The following is a 15,051-nucleotide window of genomic DNA, read 5'->3' on the forward strand; positions in this document are numbered from 1 at the left end:
AAAGTGTTAAAAGCTATTTCACCAGAATCGTTAATACTGATATTGACTTCTAACAACATGTTGAGAAGCTTTGCAGCTTGAAATGTGAAATCAATTCTTCAGGCTGTTCTGCATTTCATTCCAGTACTGTTCAAACAACTGCTCGGAGCTGGTTGCCCGGTCAAATTCGCTTTCCTGTCCGCATTTCTTCAGCCAGGAATAAAGCTCGCGGACCCTGCTCATGGTCATTTCCACGCCTTTTCTGATGCCAGATGCTTCGCCTTTCCGGAAACCCTGTGCTTCACCTGTTCGCAGCGCCGCATCCGCCTGTTCCTTACTCAGAAACGTGTATGCAAATTCCATGGTATATTCCTCCTTCGATTCAGTAATCTTCAACAGTTCTTCGTCATCGATCTCCATGCCGCTTAAGTGCCCCAGTCCTTTGATTGTCCAAAATGGATGACGGATTTCTCCTCTGTTTACAGTATACTGCCTTCCTTCCCGTTTTGCTTTGAGCAGTCCGGCGAAATACTTCAGATCCGTGGTCATGTTCTCAATGGTCTCATCTGGCAGAGCTCCCAGATCCACCACCTGGATCCGGAAGTCCTGGATGAATCGTTCGTCCAGGACTTCCGGGATCTTCAGCTTCTCCCGCAGAGAGACCGGGGCTGTCCAGGGCCTGTCTCCGTAATACAGGACACCAGCAATAATGGGTATTGATTTCTTTCCATCCCTGGCCCGGGTCAAATACTGATTGGCGATATCCGCCATAATCCGCTCCACCATGATTGGATCCACTTTGGTCTGATTCTCCATGCAGGTGATGGCCAGTTCTTCATCTGTGACCAGGTCCACCACCAGCATCACGGAATCCTGCTCCAGGAAGGACAATGTGTCTGCCATATCCCGGGGGATATGGACAGGATAATGGCGGAAGGAAGCAGGATCAATGTCCCACCTGTGGCCGGTGATCAATTCCATGGCTTCCTTGTGTTCGGCAGGATTCTCCAGCAGATGACGTTCCAGGATGTCTTTCTCTTTTCCCAAAGTCATACCTCCTTTATTCATTCATTTGGGCCCATTCGGTTAGGTAAGTCATGAAGGGCATACTGGTTATATTCGCCAGATTTTCGGATATTTGCGAAAATTCATCTGAAAAGAGTGCTTTCAGTCATAAGGCTGTCATTTTTTCAACAGGTTTCATGGTCATGTTCCGCTATTGTCAGATATCACAACCCGGTTCTGAATCTGCATTGGATGAAGCCGCAGCCGCTGTTTGTCCTGGCACCGGTTCTGCTGTGACCCGCTTCTGCTGTGACCTGCTTCTGTTATAATCATTTCATGAGACTGCTAAGTGACTGCATGCAGGAAATCGAGGTGAAAAAATCCCGATTTCTCTGTTATCTGCACCGGACAGAGAGCGAAGAAGATGCCCGTGCGTTTATCCGTCAGATCCGGAAGGAGCACCCCCAGGCACGGCATGTCTGCACCGGGATGATCATTGACGGGCTCCGGCGTTCCAGCGATGACGGAGAGCCCTCCGGAACCGCCGGCCGCCCCATTCTCTCTGTGCTGGAGGGAGCGGATATGGATCATGTCTGCGCTGCGGTGGTGCGCTATTTCGGCGGAACATTGCTGGGAACCGGCGGGCTGGTCCGGGCGTATTCCGATGCGGTGAAAACCGCACTGGATGCAGCGGTGCTGGGAGAAGCCAGGAAGATGCGGCGGTATACCCTCACGGTTCCGTATTCTCTTTCCGGTCGGATTGAAAACTGGCTGATGCAGACAGGGGACATTCTGGATACCCGGTATGACCAGGCAGTGACGTATGAATTCCTGGTACCGGAACCGGTGGAGGACCTAGTGGCGGAAATGACTTCCGGGCGGTGCCAGGCGCTGTTTCTCGGAGAAGAAGTGACGGAAATCTGACATGCCGTTCACATTCTCCTGCCACAGCTGCTGTTTATACTGAAGGTGTCAGATAACAGGGAATCCGTCAGATTCCCTGCTGGAGAGGAGACTGTTTCATGAGCGGACTGCTGATGATTTTCATGATATTCTTGTTCTTTATGCTGTTTCTGCCGGCTATGCTGTACATGCTGCCGGTATTCCTGATTGTGTGGCTGGTGTCGGCAATCGTGAACAGCTTCCGGGGCGGACGCCGGCAGGCAGGTTCCACGGGGAATGGACAGACGTTTTACTACTATCGTTCTTCCAACCCCGGCCAGGATTCACAGACTATGAACGGAACCCGGGAAATCCCCCGGCGGGCTGCCCGTCCGGATTCCATTGATGCAGAGTATACAGAGTCGGAGGTTGGCGATGACCTACGTGATCCGCAGTGATTCTCTGGGGCTGGATCAGGAGATCCGGGATCTGCTGGAAAAATCCATGATTTCCATGTCGGAGAAAGAGGTCCAGGCGTGGATGGATCACCTGTATGACCCCGGACAGATGTTTGTCATGATCCGGGACGACCGCCCGGTCTCCTGCATTCAGGTCAAAAACCGGGTGCTCAGACTCAAGGACCGGCAGCTGACGGTTTCAGTGCCGGTTCTTTTCTGCACCCATCCGGATTACCGCCTGCAGCGGTGTTTCGGGAAGCTGATGGAAGCCGTGATTGCCAAAGCCGCTGCCAATGACCTGGTGCTGATGACAGTGAGCGATCAGGTAAAGGTGCTGGAAAAGCGCAGTTTTTCCCCGGTGGCCAGGTGCCGGGAATACTGGCTGGACCGGGTGCAGATACCGGAGATGGAAGATGGCACGGTGCGTCCCTGGCGCCGGGAGGATCTGTATCCGGTGTATCTGCAGTTCATGAAGAATTTTCCGGTGCGGATCCAGCTGGACCGGCGGAATTTCGAGGCGCAGCTGGAATACCTGCGGCAAAGCGGACGACGGATCTGGGTGGCAATGGATCAGTGGCATCATGCGGAGGGATTCGCGGTGACTGTTCCCGTATCCACCGGGGTGCGCTTTGAGCTGATTGTGTATGAGAACACCAGAGCGCTGCTGAATCTGCTGGCCCGACAGGCCAGGTTTACCCGGACACTGGTGGTGGAAACCGGTCCCAATGAAGCACTGGAGCGTCTGTTTGAAGGGGTGATTCACCGGCCAAAGGCTTCCGTGATGGTGCGTCTGACAAACTGGCAGCTGCTTTCCCGGTGGCTGGAAAAGGAAATCCGGCATCCGCAGGGGCTGTTCGAAACCTTCGATGATCCCATGTGGCTGGGGATGCTGTAAGAGGAAAAAAAGGCAGAGAACAGCTGTCTGCCTGGTGAATTGAATGTTAAAACACCCTTTGGTGCCGGTTGCAGAGTGAGATCTGCGGCAGGCTTCAAAGGGTGTTTTTGTGTTTTGTCTGGCAAATCTTGAATCAGTCTTTCAGACAGCCAATCGGTACCACATATACACCGTCAGTCCGCCGATATGCATACTGTCCGGTTCCGGTGAGAACCATCAGTAAAGAAGGAGATTTCATCCTGGTTGTATCCAGCTTACCCTGCAGTTTCTTCAAGTTTGCTGCTCCCTCTTCAATCAGCCGGTCACCACCAAGTTTGACTTCCACCAATCCGAAAGATCCATTTCGAAGATGGATCACTGCATCACATTCAAGCCCGTTTTTATCTCTGTAATAGTATACTTCACCGTTTAGCGCATCTGCATACACTCTGAGATCCCGGACGCAAAGTGTCTCAAAGAGCAACCCAGATGTATTTAGATCAGCCATCAGATTGCCAGGACCTATCCCCAGAGCTGCAGCAGCTATGGAAGGACCCACAAAATATCTGGTGTTGGAGGTTCTGATCACAGTTTTTGACCGAAGATTGGGATTCCAGGCCTTCATTTCTTCCACTACAAAAATCCTCTCCAGCGCCTGGAGATAGGAACAGACTGTCGCAGGATTCAACATAGCTGTATCATTCGCTTCCATATCTCTTCGGATTACTTCACTGGCAGCCTGAGTTCCCTGATTGCGGGCATAAGAGCGCATGAACAGCTTCACCCGCTTCGGATTGCGCAATCGACCATCTACCCGGGAGATGTCCGACTGTACAACGGCATCATAGTACGCAAATGCCTGATCCAGCGCGATATCATCCGGAAGGTCCACCGACTGCGGCCAGCCGCCACGGCAAACCAGAAAAGCCAGTTTGTCCAAGCCCAGCGAGTTGGTCCCTGTAATCCGGTCTGGAGATTCAAACAATTCAGCCAGGCTGACTTCTCCAGTGGATTCCTGTGACTCGTAAAGACTCATCGGCCGCATCGTCAACGATGCAAAACGACCGGTTCCAGTCTGATGAATGTGTTCGGAAGATGCCGGGACTGCAGATCCTGTCAGAATAAACTGCCCCAGTCCTTCGCGATGATCCACTTCATACCGTACAGCATCCCAGAGTTTTGGAGCAATTTGCCATTCATCAATCAGTCTTGGCGTGTCTCCCTCCAGCAGCCGCCCGGGATCAATTTCCGCAAGCGCCAGATTCTGCGCTTCATTTCCAGAATCTGCCATATACAGAACACTGCCGGCCACCTGCTCAGCCGTTGTGGCTTTTCCACACCACTTAGGCCCCTGTATCAAAACTGCACCAATCCCTTTCAGTTTTCTTTTCAATAATTCATCGGCGATTCTCGGCTTGTATTTCTTCACTTTTTAGATTCACCTCACTCTGTCCATATGTTCTCAACATACTTATACCAACATTCATAGATTTGACCGTTTATTAATAACAAGTTCGGCTGATTTCCATCGATGGATTTGGCCATTTTTCAATAACAAGTTTGGCCGTTTTCCGTTCCCGGGCTGAGCTGTCACCAGTCCTTCCCACACCACCACTGCAGCCCGTCTCACCCTCACACGCATCGCCTTAGGCACCACCAGCCCCCTGCCCGCCCCGGCATTCATCGGCATCTCTGCCTCCATGGCACCCCTGGCGCCTGGCGCTTTGACCTCCATCCGCATCTCCCCGCCCTTCACCATCCGCGAAAAAAGCCTCCGTTCCCCCAAAGCCCCCCGCAAGAGAGGCCACAGGAACAGAGGCTTTTCCATCATTTCGCTCAATCGGCTGCAGTCAGAGAACCAGCCCGGATCACAGAACCGGACTCTACCCGCCCTGGTGCATCCGGTACTCCTCCGGGATCACTGCACTGCGCTCAATCGCCAGCTCCAGCTCCCGGGCACTGATCCGCCGGGCGCCTTTGGTCAGCACCGAGTTCTGGATCAGCCCATCGGAGGTAGCCACGTGCAGCTGATACTCGTTTTTCAGCACCGCCACCAGTTTCTCGATGTAGGCATCCGCGGTCTGCCCCGCTTTGGTGTACACCACCTCCAGCGACCCGCGGTTTGCGTGAGATCCGGGATTGCCCTGGACACGCCAGCCATCGAACACCAGGATCATCCGGCAGCCCAGATACCCCTGATAGCTGGACAGGATCCGGATCAGCTCCTGTCTTGCGTCATGCAGCGGCAGGGATTTCAGACTGCCCCAGCTGTTGATGATATTGTACCCGTCCACCACATAGCAAACCGGCTTTGGCGGCCGCAGCGTCACATCCTGCTGATCCATGGGCATCTCTTTCCGCTTCTTTGGCTGTACGGCTTTTTTCTCATTCCGGTTCCGTCCGGAGACCGCCGCAAACGCCTTCCGGGCTTCTTCCTCGGACACCACGGAATTCCGGTGCCCCGCCGGGGTATGCCCCGGATCCCGTTCTGTTTCCAGGGGAATGTGCATATGCTCCGGGGCTTCGTCCCAGGATACACTGAACCCCGCACCCCCGGCGCAGAACACACTGTCCGGGGTATTGCGCAGATCCGCTGCCGGATCATAGCCGGCTTCCGCCACGATCCGTTCCTGATCCGGACTCGGTTCATACCGCGTCTCCAGCAGCTCCAGCTCACCGGAGCCTTTGGTCAGCGCCCGAAGCTCGTTCTGGAAATCCGCCAGATTGCGCAGCGGTCCGCTTCCGGTGATCCGGTCATCCGCCACCTGCACCGTCGCCTGCCGCTTCTCCAGCTCATACAGCACACTGCCGATGAACCGGTCGTCGCACTGAACCGAAAACGATGTCACCGGCTCCAGCAGCACCATCCCCCCGGCTTCCCGGGCTGTCATCAGCCCCTGGCGCACCGCCCGGTTCGCCGCCTGCCGGAAATCGCCGCCTTCGGTGTGCTTCAAGTGACCCTTTCCCGCCGTCACCACGATCCGGACATCCGTCAGATCACTCCCCGACAGCACCCCTTTGTGCCGCTTGTGCCGCAAAGCCGACAGAATCTGAGCCTGAAACCGGGGAGAGAGCACATCGGTGTCCACCTCGCTGTCCACCACAATCCCGCTCCGGGGTTTCCCCGGCTCCAGCCGCAGATGCACCTCGGCATAATGCCGCAGGGGCTCAAAGTGGCCGTATCCCATCACCGGCACAGCAATGGTTTCCCGGTACACCGGTGTGCCCACCGAAAACGCCACATCGATCCCCGCCAGGTCCCGGATCCGACGGGTCAGCACCTCTTTCTGCACTTCCCCCGCCAGACGCAGCCGGATTCCCCGGCGGTCGCTTTCAATATCCAGCGTCGGATCCTGCGCCGCCAGCCGCGCCATCACCGGACCCAGATCCGGTGCACCAGCCGGCACCAGGATCTCGTACGCCATCGACGGCACCAGACGGGGGCCTTCCACTGGCGACTGCGCCCCGAACACATCCCCCGGCACCAGATCCGTCCCCGTCACCACAGCCGTCATCCCCGCCGGCACCCGGCCATCCGGCGCATTCACCAGCCTGTTGCCCTGGAACACCTTCACCTGATCGAACCGCAGGTCATCCAGCTTCATCCGGGCCTCCAGCACTCCCCCGGTCACCTTCACATGCGCCCCGGCTTCATCCCGCTTGTACACAAACCCGCCCGGCGCCTCCGGATACACCTTTTCCGGACCCAGATCCTGCAGGGCATCCAGCAGATCCGCCGTTCCCTCGTGATGCAGCGCACTCCCGAAAAACACCGGAAACAGCCGTCTCGCCGCAATCCGCGACCGGATGTGGTCCCGGGAAATGGACCCCGTCTGATCCCATTCCTCCAGCAGCCCGTCATCCGTCAGCGCGATCTGCTCTGCCTCCAGCGGCACCGCCAGCGTCGACAGCTGCGACTGAATGTCCTCCAGCAGTTCTTCCTGCGTCCGCCTCGCCAGATCCATCTTGTTCACGAAGATCATCGCCGGGATCCCCGCGGCCTCCAGCAGCCGCCAGATCGTCTTCGTATGCGACTGCACGCCATCCAGCCCCGAGACAATGACCACCGCCAGATCCGCCGCCGACAGCCCCCGCTCCATTTCACTGGAGAAATCCGCATGCCCCGGCGTATCGATCACCTGCACCCCGGTGTCCTTCCAGACAAACCCCGCTTCCTTGGCATAAATCGTGATCCCGCGCTCCCGTTCCTGGACATCGTCATCCAGCACGGTGTCTTTTTTATCCACCCGCCCTGACCGGCGGATCATCCCGCTGGTATACAGCAGACTTTCAATCAATGTGGTTTTTCCCGCGTCTACATGAGCGAGAATTGACAGCACTATATGTTTCATGGCTTCACTGTATCATTGAATCCCTGAAATGTCAGAATCCCGGTCTGCTGATGCGGGGACAGATGTCTGTCCCCCGGGCAGGGTCTGTATCTGCTGGTGGTGAAAGGAGCCCCGGACTGGTGATGCCCCGGCAGCAGGCGCAGCCTGCATCGGCAGGACAGGTGGGACGATGGTACCGGTTACGGGATGCACCGGGCAGTTTGACAGATCCGGGGTGGCGGGTCTTTTATAATGAATGAAAAAGGGGGATACAAGGATGAGAACACAGGCATGGGTTCTTTGCGCGGGGCTGATTCTGTCGGGGTGCACCGGAGCTGCGGCGCAGGTTCATGAGGAGACAGCGGTGATTGCCGATGGGACGGCAAAGAGCAGCGGGTCGGGTTCGAAGGCGACGACGGACGGGGCGCAGGCGATGAAGAAGAGCGCGGAGCGGATTTATCAGGGGTGCAAGGATGCCGGGTATACGGTGTCGGATTACGACCAGGAACTGCATGAGGTGTCGTTTGATGCGACCAACGGGAGCAGTTTTCTGGGTGTGGAAGTGAAGTATATCCAGAATGCGAAGAGCGCCTATGATCATGACCGGCTGGATGACGATGTGACGGTTCAGGATGAGTATACGGATGGCGGGATGTCTCTTTGTGTGCTGCGGGATCTGGAGGACAACACGTATGAGGTGCTGGGTGTGAATCAGGAGACGGATCTGCTGTATGAAGTGGATGATATCCGGAGTGAGGACCTGGGGACGGTGAAGCATATCCTGGGTCTGGCGGGTTTGCCCGGGGATCAGGCGAAGGAATGACTACCGGGGTCCCGGTGGCCTGGGGTGCATGTTGCAGAATGTGATAATGAAAGGCTCTGGTCGCAATCGTTTCCAGAGCCTTTGTTTTGTTCACCGGTGTGGTTTCCGCAGGCTTCCTACTGTTTGAAGCCGTAGGTTTTGTTGACGAATTTCTCGGCGTCCACCATGACGCGTTTGTGGCTGGCTTGTCCGATGAGGTCTTCTCCCTGCCAGGCTTCGCACCAGAATTCGAGTTTCCGGCCGTCGACTTTGATGAGGGTGGCGCGGACTTTGATGGTGGCGCCCAGGGGGCTGGCTTTCAGGTGGTCGAGATCGAGTTTGACGCCGACGGTGGTCATGGCTTCCTGTTCTTCGGGTGTGGTGCCGAGATCGTCTGCCTGTCCGAGGCAGGCGCAGGCGGCTTCTTCCATCCAGGCGGCGAGCTGCGGGGTGGCGAGGACGGCCAGGGAGCCGGATTTCATGGTGCTGGCCAGGCCGGATTCTTCCACGACGTGTTCCAGGTCCACGTATTTGTTCATCATGTTCATGGGATTACGCTCCTTCTTTTTCCTCATTTTAGCACGGCTGTCTGACTGAGCTGTCCCGGGTACTTTGGGATGGCTGCGTTCTGGGGCGGGAGACGGGCAGCGTGTGGTGACGTCTGAGAAACAGTTGTCCACTGGGTGGGCGTGACGGACATGATTTCCGGGAGAAAGGGGTTACAGTGTAGTCAGGGAAAGGGCTTACAGGAATTCTATCCGGAAAGGAGCAGTCATGTCGATAATCTATTTATTCTACCTGGCAGCTACAGGTAAGTTCTAGCCTGTTGTCGTCTGTGCCGGATTCTGTACATCCATAATCTGATCATAGCCGATAATCGTTTCTTCTGACACAGAGAAAACCGCCAGTTTCTGCAGGAAAGGCAGTGCTGGCGGTTTTTGCATGGCTGTGATGCGGGAAGTTGGGTAAGCTGCTGATTATGTGCGGATATAGCGGTCGATTGGATGGAGATTTTAGAATCTGCAGGGAATCGGCTGGATTTTCAGCAGACAGAAAGAAAATCTGCAGGAGATGCTGCCGGACTGCTTTCAATCTTCTTAGGGTCCGCGAAGCTTTCCTGAGCTTTTTAGACCTTGACGAACCTTGACGGACCTTGACGGACCTTGACGGACCTCGCCAGACCTCGCTAGACCTCGCTAGACCTCGCTAGACCTCGCTAGACCTCGCTAAACCTCGCTAAACCTCGCACCAGAAAGGCTGGAGATACAGAAATCTCCAGCCTTTTCTGCCTGATTATGAGGCTTGTTCAAGTAACAGCCTATATTTATATGACCAGCATTCCACAACTCCCGGTCTGCAGAAAAGAAATCAGGACTTTGCTCTCTTGCGCTTGATCGCAATATAATCCAGAATGATTCCTTTATATTCCTGATTCCGTCTACTTCCCAATCTGTATTTTGCTTCTTCACTCTTCCAGAACGATTCTGGTAATTTCCCCTTCCCCCTTCCGTGTTTGGCTATTTGAAGCTTATACGCTTCAAGAACTGCTTTCCTGTTTCTCTGAAGCCAGACATGATTCAAATTCAGAATATCGTTCAAGTCTGCATCCACCTGTGACTGTATTTCTTCAGGCAGTTTCTCGCTGGCGATAATTATACCGTTTGCCTGATAATGCACCATAGACTCAACATCCGGATTCAATGGAGAAATATACAGCGTTCTGTCCCCTTTGTGTGTATCACAAGTAGAGCCTGAAAACCCTGAGGAGATTTTGCCGTCACAGACCGCCAGCAGATTGTTGTAATCCAGATCATTTCCGGCTTCATGGGATTGTGGATCGAAGTGTTCGACTTTCATGCCTGATTCCACAGGACGAATCCTTTTCATACAGTAAGCACAAAGCTCATTCTGTTCCTCACATAAGGAATGCCGCAGGTTCTGTTTATCTGAACCATGCATAGTCTTGAATGTTATCTGCGGATCACTTTGACATTTCCGCAGGAAATCCGGAGTCTGTTTTTTGTGAATATAAATCATTCCTGATCCTTCTCAAAATTCACTATGGTTTGCTGTTTTAAAACCTCTTCGTCAGAATCTCCAACTATTCTTCGCAGCTGATGCAGACATTCTTCTGCACCTGACCAATCCTGCTGGTCTATACAGTTGTCTAAATGACGGAACATTTCTTCCACATCCCGTGGTCTGTCTGACGCACCCATGATTCCATTCAGAATTGAGGAAAGACTGGCTCCACGATTATCACTCTCGCCCAGGCCGATTTGATCCTGTTCCCGCAGGATTCTGAGTCTTGACTCTTCAATGGATTGAATGACGAGCGGAGAATGAGTGGTCACGACGAACTGCACTTTTGGAAACACAGCCTGCAGGCAATTCAGAATAATTGACTGCCATTTTGGATGTAAATGCAGTTCAATTTCGTCAATCATGATGATTCCGGGCGTTTCCTTGTAAGGAGATTCCAGCTGCGGATTGAGAACCGCCATTCTCCAGGCAATATCAGCAGCCAGAGACAACAGCTCGCGATATCCGTCTGAAAGGGAAGAAAAATTTCTGGATATTTGTCCCTCCGTCTGATTCCTGTAAATCAGAACAAGCTCCGCCAGTTCCGGATCATAGCTAAGATCTGCTTCATCGGCACCTGTCAATTGTATAAAAATTTCCGTAACCGCCTGTTTGACAGAATCAAGCTGCCGGTTCGATTGTCTGGTATTGAACTCTTTCCAGCTCTTTTGTTCAAACCACTTGAGCATCAGTTTCTCATTGGATTTTCCATCCAGACAGTCAATATAACCGCTGATTCGTGTATAGGCCTGATTTTTTCTGCCATCTTTCTTCTGAAGCCACAACCGTTCGGTTCCGTAAAACCCGATCATCGGCAGAGTAAGCGTCTCATCTCCTTTTCGTATTCTTTGATGATAAGCATGAGCTATATCTGCCGCTGGTTTGGAATCACTTCTGGTCGTTCTTCCTTTTTCGGCTTTGCGGAGTCTGGTCCAGCAAACGGATTTGCCAGGCTCAAATTCAGCCTGAATTTGAATACTGGCTGGAAACTGAGGCTGCCTTTCCAGAGACTGCCCTGCAGAAACAGTCTCATAGCGAACATCAGGGATATCAATCCCCGGTGCTTTCACTGCATCCGAGTCAATCCCGGACAAATAAGCTCCCAACCCGGAAGTCAGGCCTTTCAATATAGCAGTCTTTCCTGCTGCATTGTCTCCAACAATCACAGTCATTCGGGGATCAAACGTCATCTCCAGGTCTTTGAAACACCTGAAATTCTGCAGTTTCATTGTATGGACCTTCATAGCCATTCCTCCCGCTCCAGTTTATAGTCCTTCACAGTATAGCAAAGGATTTAGTCCGGTTCCTCAACAAACAGGCGTCTGTCTCCTTTTCGGTGAACAGACGCCTGCTGTATTTATCCATCAGTCAGTCTAATAGGCTCCCTGGTCGCCTTTGCTCAGCATGGACTTTACAGTCCGCACCAGCAGCACAAAATCCAGCCACAGATTCCAGTTCCGGTAATAAAACGAATCCAGTTCCAGGCGCTGCTCGAAATCCACATCGCTGCGCCCATGGGTCTGCCACATACCGGTAATACCCGGCTTCATCGCAATGACATCGTCATACTGCTCTCCCATATCTTCCTTTTCCCGGGGAAGATATGGCCGGGGCCCCACCAGGGACATGTCTCCCTTGAATACATTCAGAAACTGCGGGAACTCATCCAGAGACTTCTCCCGGAGGAACTTCCCGGCTTTCGTGATCCGCGGATCTTCCTTCAGCTTCTTGTTCACTTCATACTCTTCCCGAATCGCCGGATCCCGCTTCATCATTTCTTCCAGGATCTTCTCTGCGCCCGGTACCATGGTCCTGTATTTGTACATCCTGAAGAGCCGCCCATCCCGGCCGATACGTTCCTGCACAAAGAAAATCGGATCCTTGTCACCCTGCCGGCGATTGGAAGCCCAAACATATCCTGTGAGGGGAATCAGAATGAGCATCCCGGGAATCGCAGCGAGAATATCCACCACTCGCTTGGCCATGAGCTGAAACACCTGATTCCGGGTCCGGGACGTGGCGATGAGCAGTAAGCCGTCAAAGTCATTGATCTGGGACGCAAAGTTGATCTCTCCGTCAATGCGGGGCATGAAATTGACATTGGGCACCAGATCATACGCCTTGTTGAAGATACGTTTCATATCCCGTTTTCCCAGGTCAGGCAGCGCAATGAGAATCGTGTCGATGTCCTTGTCCGCCACGACCTTTTCCAGTTTCTTCCAGGGATATACAGGTCTGGCCAGCTTTTCGTCCGGAGATGCCATCCCCTCTGCCCCGCTGTCCACAAACCCCAGAGGATCCATGAGAGAAAACCGGTTTCTCCGGCAGACGCTGTACAGCTGTCTGGCCTCAGGTCCGGTACCCACAATCAGCACATTGTGCTTCACGTGTTTCCAGAACCAGAGATGTGCATACCGGTTGATGACCACCACCATCAGGAAGTCCAGTGCGTAAAACAGTGTCAGCGGCATCACTTCGTGCCAGGGAAAGCCCCGTCCGTAGGAAAACATCATCAGGCTGGCAATGTAGCCGCAGATAAAGGATACGAAGAGATATTTCAGTTCATCCCAGACCAGCAGCGCTTTGTGGCGATAACGCCCGGCGATGAACTGCATGAGCACCCAGACTACGATGAAGCGCAGCTTGATGTGCATGGTAAAGGGGAAGAACTGGAGAAGGATCCACGTTGCCGCGGTTTCCAGTACGCATTTGATGATACCCAGTCTGCTCATTGGATCCTCCTTTTCTTCTTACTTACGGTGTTCCCGATTATACAGTGTGAAAATGATGACTGCCGGAATTACTTCTGCAAATCAAGTTCCCGGTCCGCCATGTCCAGAGCACTGGCCGTCACCGCGTCCATGTCATAGTATTTGTATTCACCCAGACGGCCGCCGAAGATGATGTTCGTCTCCTGGTCCGCTTTCTCTTTATACGCCTGGTACAGCCGCTGGTTCCTGTCATCGTTCACCGGATAGTACGGCTCATCACCAGGCTGCCATTCAGAGCTGTACTCCCGGGAAATGATGGTTTTGTCACTGCCCAGATCCTCGAACCATTTATGTTCAATGATCCTTGTCCAGGGTGTTTCCCGGTCGGTATAGTTCACCGCAGCATTACCCTGGAAATTGGGCTGATCCAGTGTCTCTGTCTCAAACCGAACCAAACGGTATTCCAGCGGTCCCAGTTCATACTTGAAATACGCATCAATGGGGCCGGTATAGACGACTTTGTCAGCCAGTGCATTCCACTTTTCTCTGTCCTTGAGATAGTCTTCTCCGGTTATAACCTCGATGCCATCCAGCATATTTTCCACCATCTGGGTATACCCGCCAATGGGGATCCCCTGGTGCAGGGCATTGAAGTAGTTGTTGTCAAAAGTAAGGCGCACAGGCAGCCGGCGGATGATGAAAGCCGGCAGTTCTTTGCAGTCACGCCCCCACTGTTTTTCGGTATAGCCTTTGATCAGCCGTTCGTAGATATCGCGGCCCACCAGGGAAATTGCCTGTTCCTCCAAATTCTTCGGTTCTCCCTGGATTTCCTGCCGCTGTTCTTCGATTTTTGCAGCTGCTTCTTCCGGTGTGACCACGCCCCACATTTTGTTGAAGGTGTACATGTTGAAAGGCAACGAGTACAACTCCCCTTTGTAGTTGGCTACCGGCGAGTTGGTGAAGCGGTTGAATTTCGTGAACCGGTTCAGATACTCCCATACCCGTTCATTGTTGGTATGGAAGATGTGAGCCCCGTACTGATGAACATGAATGTTGTGTTCTTTTTTTGTATATATGTTGCCGGCAATGTGATCCCGCTTGTCAATGACCAGCACAGATTTGCCGGCATCTGCAGCCTGACGTGCGAAAGTGGCACCGAACAGACCGGATCCTACCACGAGATAGTCATAGTGTTTCTGTTTCATACTGTTCTCCTTCGGGCATTATATCTATTTTATTGTATTCCCAGCAGAGAAAAAACCTGTCTGGACTGCTTATCGTCAGACAGGTGTCATTACAGCGCTTACGTGGAGGTAAGACAGATATTTTAGAGCCTGACACATTGGCTGAATGTATCATGATCAGCTGATGAGTTGTGATTCCATAAGACGCTGCATATAGCCTATATAAAAATATGTTTTAAGCAAAGTGATACAACATCCTATTCAAGATAATGTCATCCAGATTGCTACCGCTCCTTTTGTTGTATAGAGACTTGGCGTACCAGTATCAGGAAGATCAGTAAAAGCAAAATGCCGAGTACCGATAGATGAAGAATGGCAAATATAGAATGTAAGATTCACGTCACCTGTTTGAAAAAAATATATGAAATCCTGTTTTTGTGCGATCTATACCACTAACTCAGGTATAATGACTACAACGGCTGCAGCTGCTTTCGCTGGTCTGTGTCTGCGTAATCCGCGTGGTCTGATGCCGGGCATTTTGAATTTTCAGAATTGGAAGGAGGTCCTGCATGGAACTTTTGACGATTCTTCTGCTTCTGGTATTTTTGCTTGAAGAAGGACTCAGGCTCGGTCTTCTGGGCTTGAAATTCCTGAATAAATGGCGGAAAACCATGAAGCAGGTCAGAAAAGATCGAGTAGAGACTAGGTCCCTCTCACACCACCCAGCGTGCCGTTCGGCACTG

General features: G+C 52.9%; 12 protein-coding genes. 4 read left to right on the plus strand and 8 right to left on the minus strand.

Features of this window, described 5'->3' with window-relative positions:
* Positions 1–90: 90 nt before the first annotated feature.
* Positions 91–1,026, minus strand: a complete 936-nt coding sequence (locus tag QZ305_RS10445; protein WP_294731833.1) for an Rpn family recombination-promoting nuclease/putative transposase — start codon at positions 1,024–1,026, stop codon at positions 91–93.
* 294 nt (positions 1,027–1,320) lie between these two features.
* On the opposite strand from QZ305_RS10445, the gene QZ305_RS10450 reads away from it, so the two are divergent.
* The 3 genes from QZ305_RS10450 to QZ305_RS10460 all read left to right on the plus strand — a co-directional run bounded on the left by QZ305_RS10450 (position 1,321) and on the right by QZ305_RS10460 (position 3,219).
* Entirely contained in the window at positions 1,321–1,908 is a 588-nt protein-coding gene (locus QZ305_RS10450; RefSeq protein WP_294731834.1) for a YigZ family protein, read from the plus strand.
* Between the two features lie 98 nt (positions 1,909–2,006).
* Positions 2,007–2,324 (plus strand): hypothetical protein, encoded by a 318-nt coding sequence (locus QZ305_RS10455; RefSeq protein ID WP_294731836.1) that lies wholly within the window; start codon positions 2,007–2,009, stop codon positions 2,322–2,324.
* Positions 2,302–3,219: a GNAT family N-acetyltransferase gene (locus tag QZ305_RS10460; protein ID WP_294731838.1), complete on the plus strand. Its 918-nt coding sequence runs from the start codon at positions 2,302–2,304 to the stop codon at positions 3,217–3,219. The genes QZ305_RS10455 and QZ305_RS10460 overlap by 23 nt, the downstream gene beginning before the upstream one ends.
* Positions 3,220–3,352: 133 nt before the next feature.
* Here QZ305_RS10460 and QZ305_RS10465 read toward each other — a convergent pair whose 3' ends face one another.
* Together QZ305_RS10465 and QZ305_RS10470 are read right to left on the minus strand one after the other, a co-directional pair.
* Positions 3,353–4,627 (minus strand): ATP-binding protein, encoded by a 1,275-nt coding sequence (locus QZ305_RS10465; RefSeq protein ID WP_294731839.1) that lies wholly within the window; start codon positions 4,625–4,627, stop codon positions 3,353–3,355.
* Between the two features lie 454 nt (positions 4,628–5,081).
* Positions 5,082–7,550, minus strand: coding sequence for a translation factor GTPase family protein (locus QZ305_RS10470; protein WP_294731841.1), 2,469 nt, complete (start codon positions 7,548–7,550; stop codon positions 5,082–5,084).
* 256 nt (positions 7,551–7,806) lie between these two features.
* Here QZ305_RS10470 and QZ305_RS10475 point away from each other — a divergent pair, with 256 nt between their 5' ends.
* Entirely contained in the window at positions 7,807–8,352 is a 546-nt protein-coding gene (locus QZ305_RS10475) for a hypothetical protein (RefSeq protein WP_294731843.1), read from the plus strand.
* 116 nt (positions 8,353–8,468) lie between these two features.
* On the opposite strand, the gene QZ305_RS10480 is transcribed toward QZ305_RS10475, so the two are convergent.
* The 5 genes from QZ305_RS10480 to glf form a co-directional block, all read right to left on the minus strand.
* A complete protein-coding gene (locus tag QZ305_RS10480) occupies positions 8,469–8,879 on the minus strand; it encodes a thioesterase family protein (protein ID WP_294731844.1) in 411 nt (136 codons plus the stop codon).
* A gap of 820 nt (positions 8,880–9,699) precedes the next feature.
* Entirely contained in the window at positions 9,700–10,368 is a 669-nt protein-coding gene (locus QZ305_RS10485) for a retron system putative HNH endonuclease (protein ID WP_294731845.1), read from the minus strand.
* Positions 10,365–11,663, minus strand: coding sequence for an AAA family ATPase (locus QZ305_RS10490; RefSeq protein ID WP_367268829.1), 1,299 nt, complete (start codon positions 11,661–11,663; stop codon positions 10,365–10,367). The genes QZ305_RS10485 and QZ305_RS10490 overlap by 4 nt, the downstream gene beginning before the upstream one ends.
* Before the next feature lie 123 nt (positions 11,664–11,786).
* Positions 11,787–13,145: an exopolysaccharide biosynthesis polyprenyl glycosylphosphotransferase gene (locus QZ305_RS10495; protein WP_294731847.1), complete on the minus strand. Its 1,359-nt coding sequence runs from the start codon at positions 13,143–13,145 to the stop codon at positions 11,787–11,789.
* Between the two features lie 68 nt (positions 13,146–13,213).
* Positions 13,214–14,329 carry a UDP-galactopyranose mutase gene (gene glf, locus QZ305_RS10500; protein ID WP_294731849.1) on the minus strand — a complete coding sequence of 372 codons (1,116 nt, stop codon included), beginning with the start codon at positions 14,327–14,329 and terminating at the stop codon, positions 13,214–13,216.
* Between the last annotated feature and the right edge of the window lie 722 nt (positions 14,330–15,051).

It is taken from the genome of uncultured Faecalibaculum sp. (assembly GCF_910588395.1).
In the GTDB taxonomy this organism is placed as follows: domain Bacteria; phylum Bacillota_I; class Bacilli_A; order Erysipelotrichales; family Erysipelotrichaceae; genus Faecalibaculum.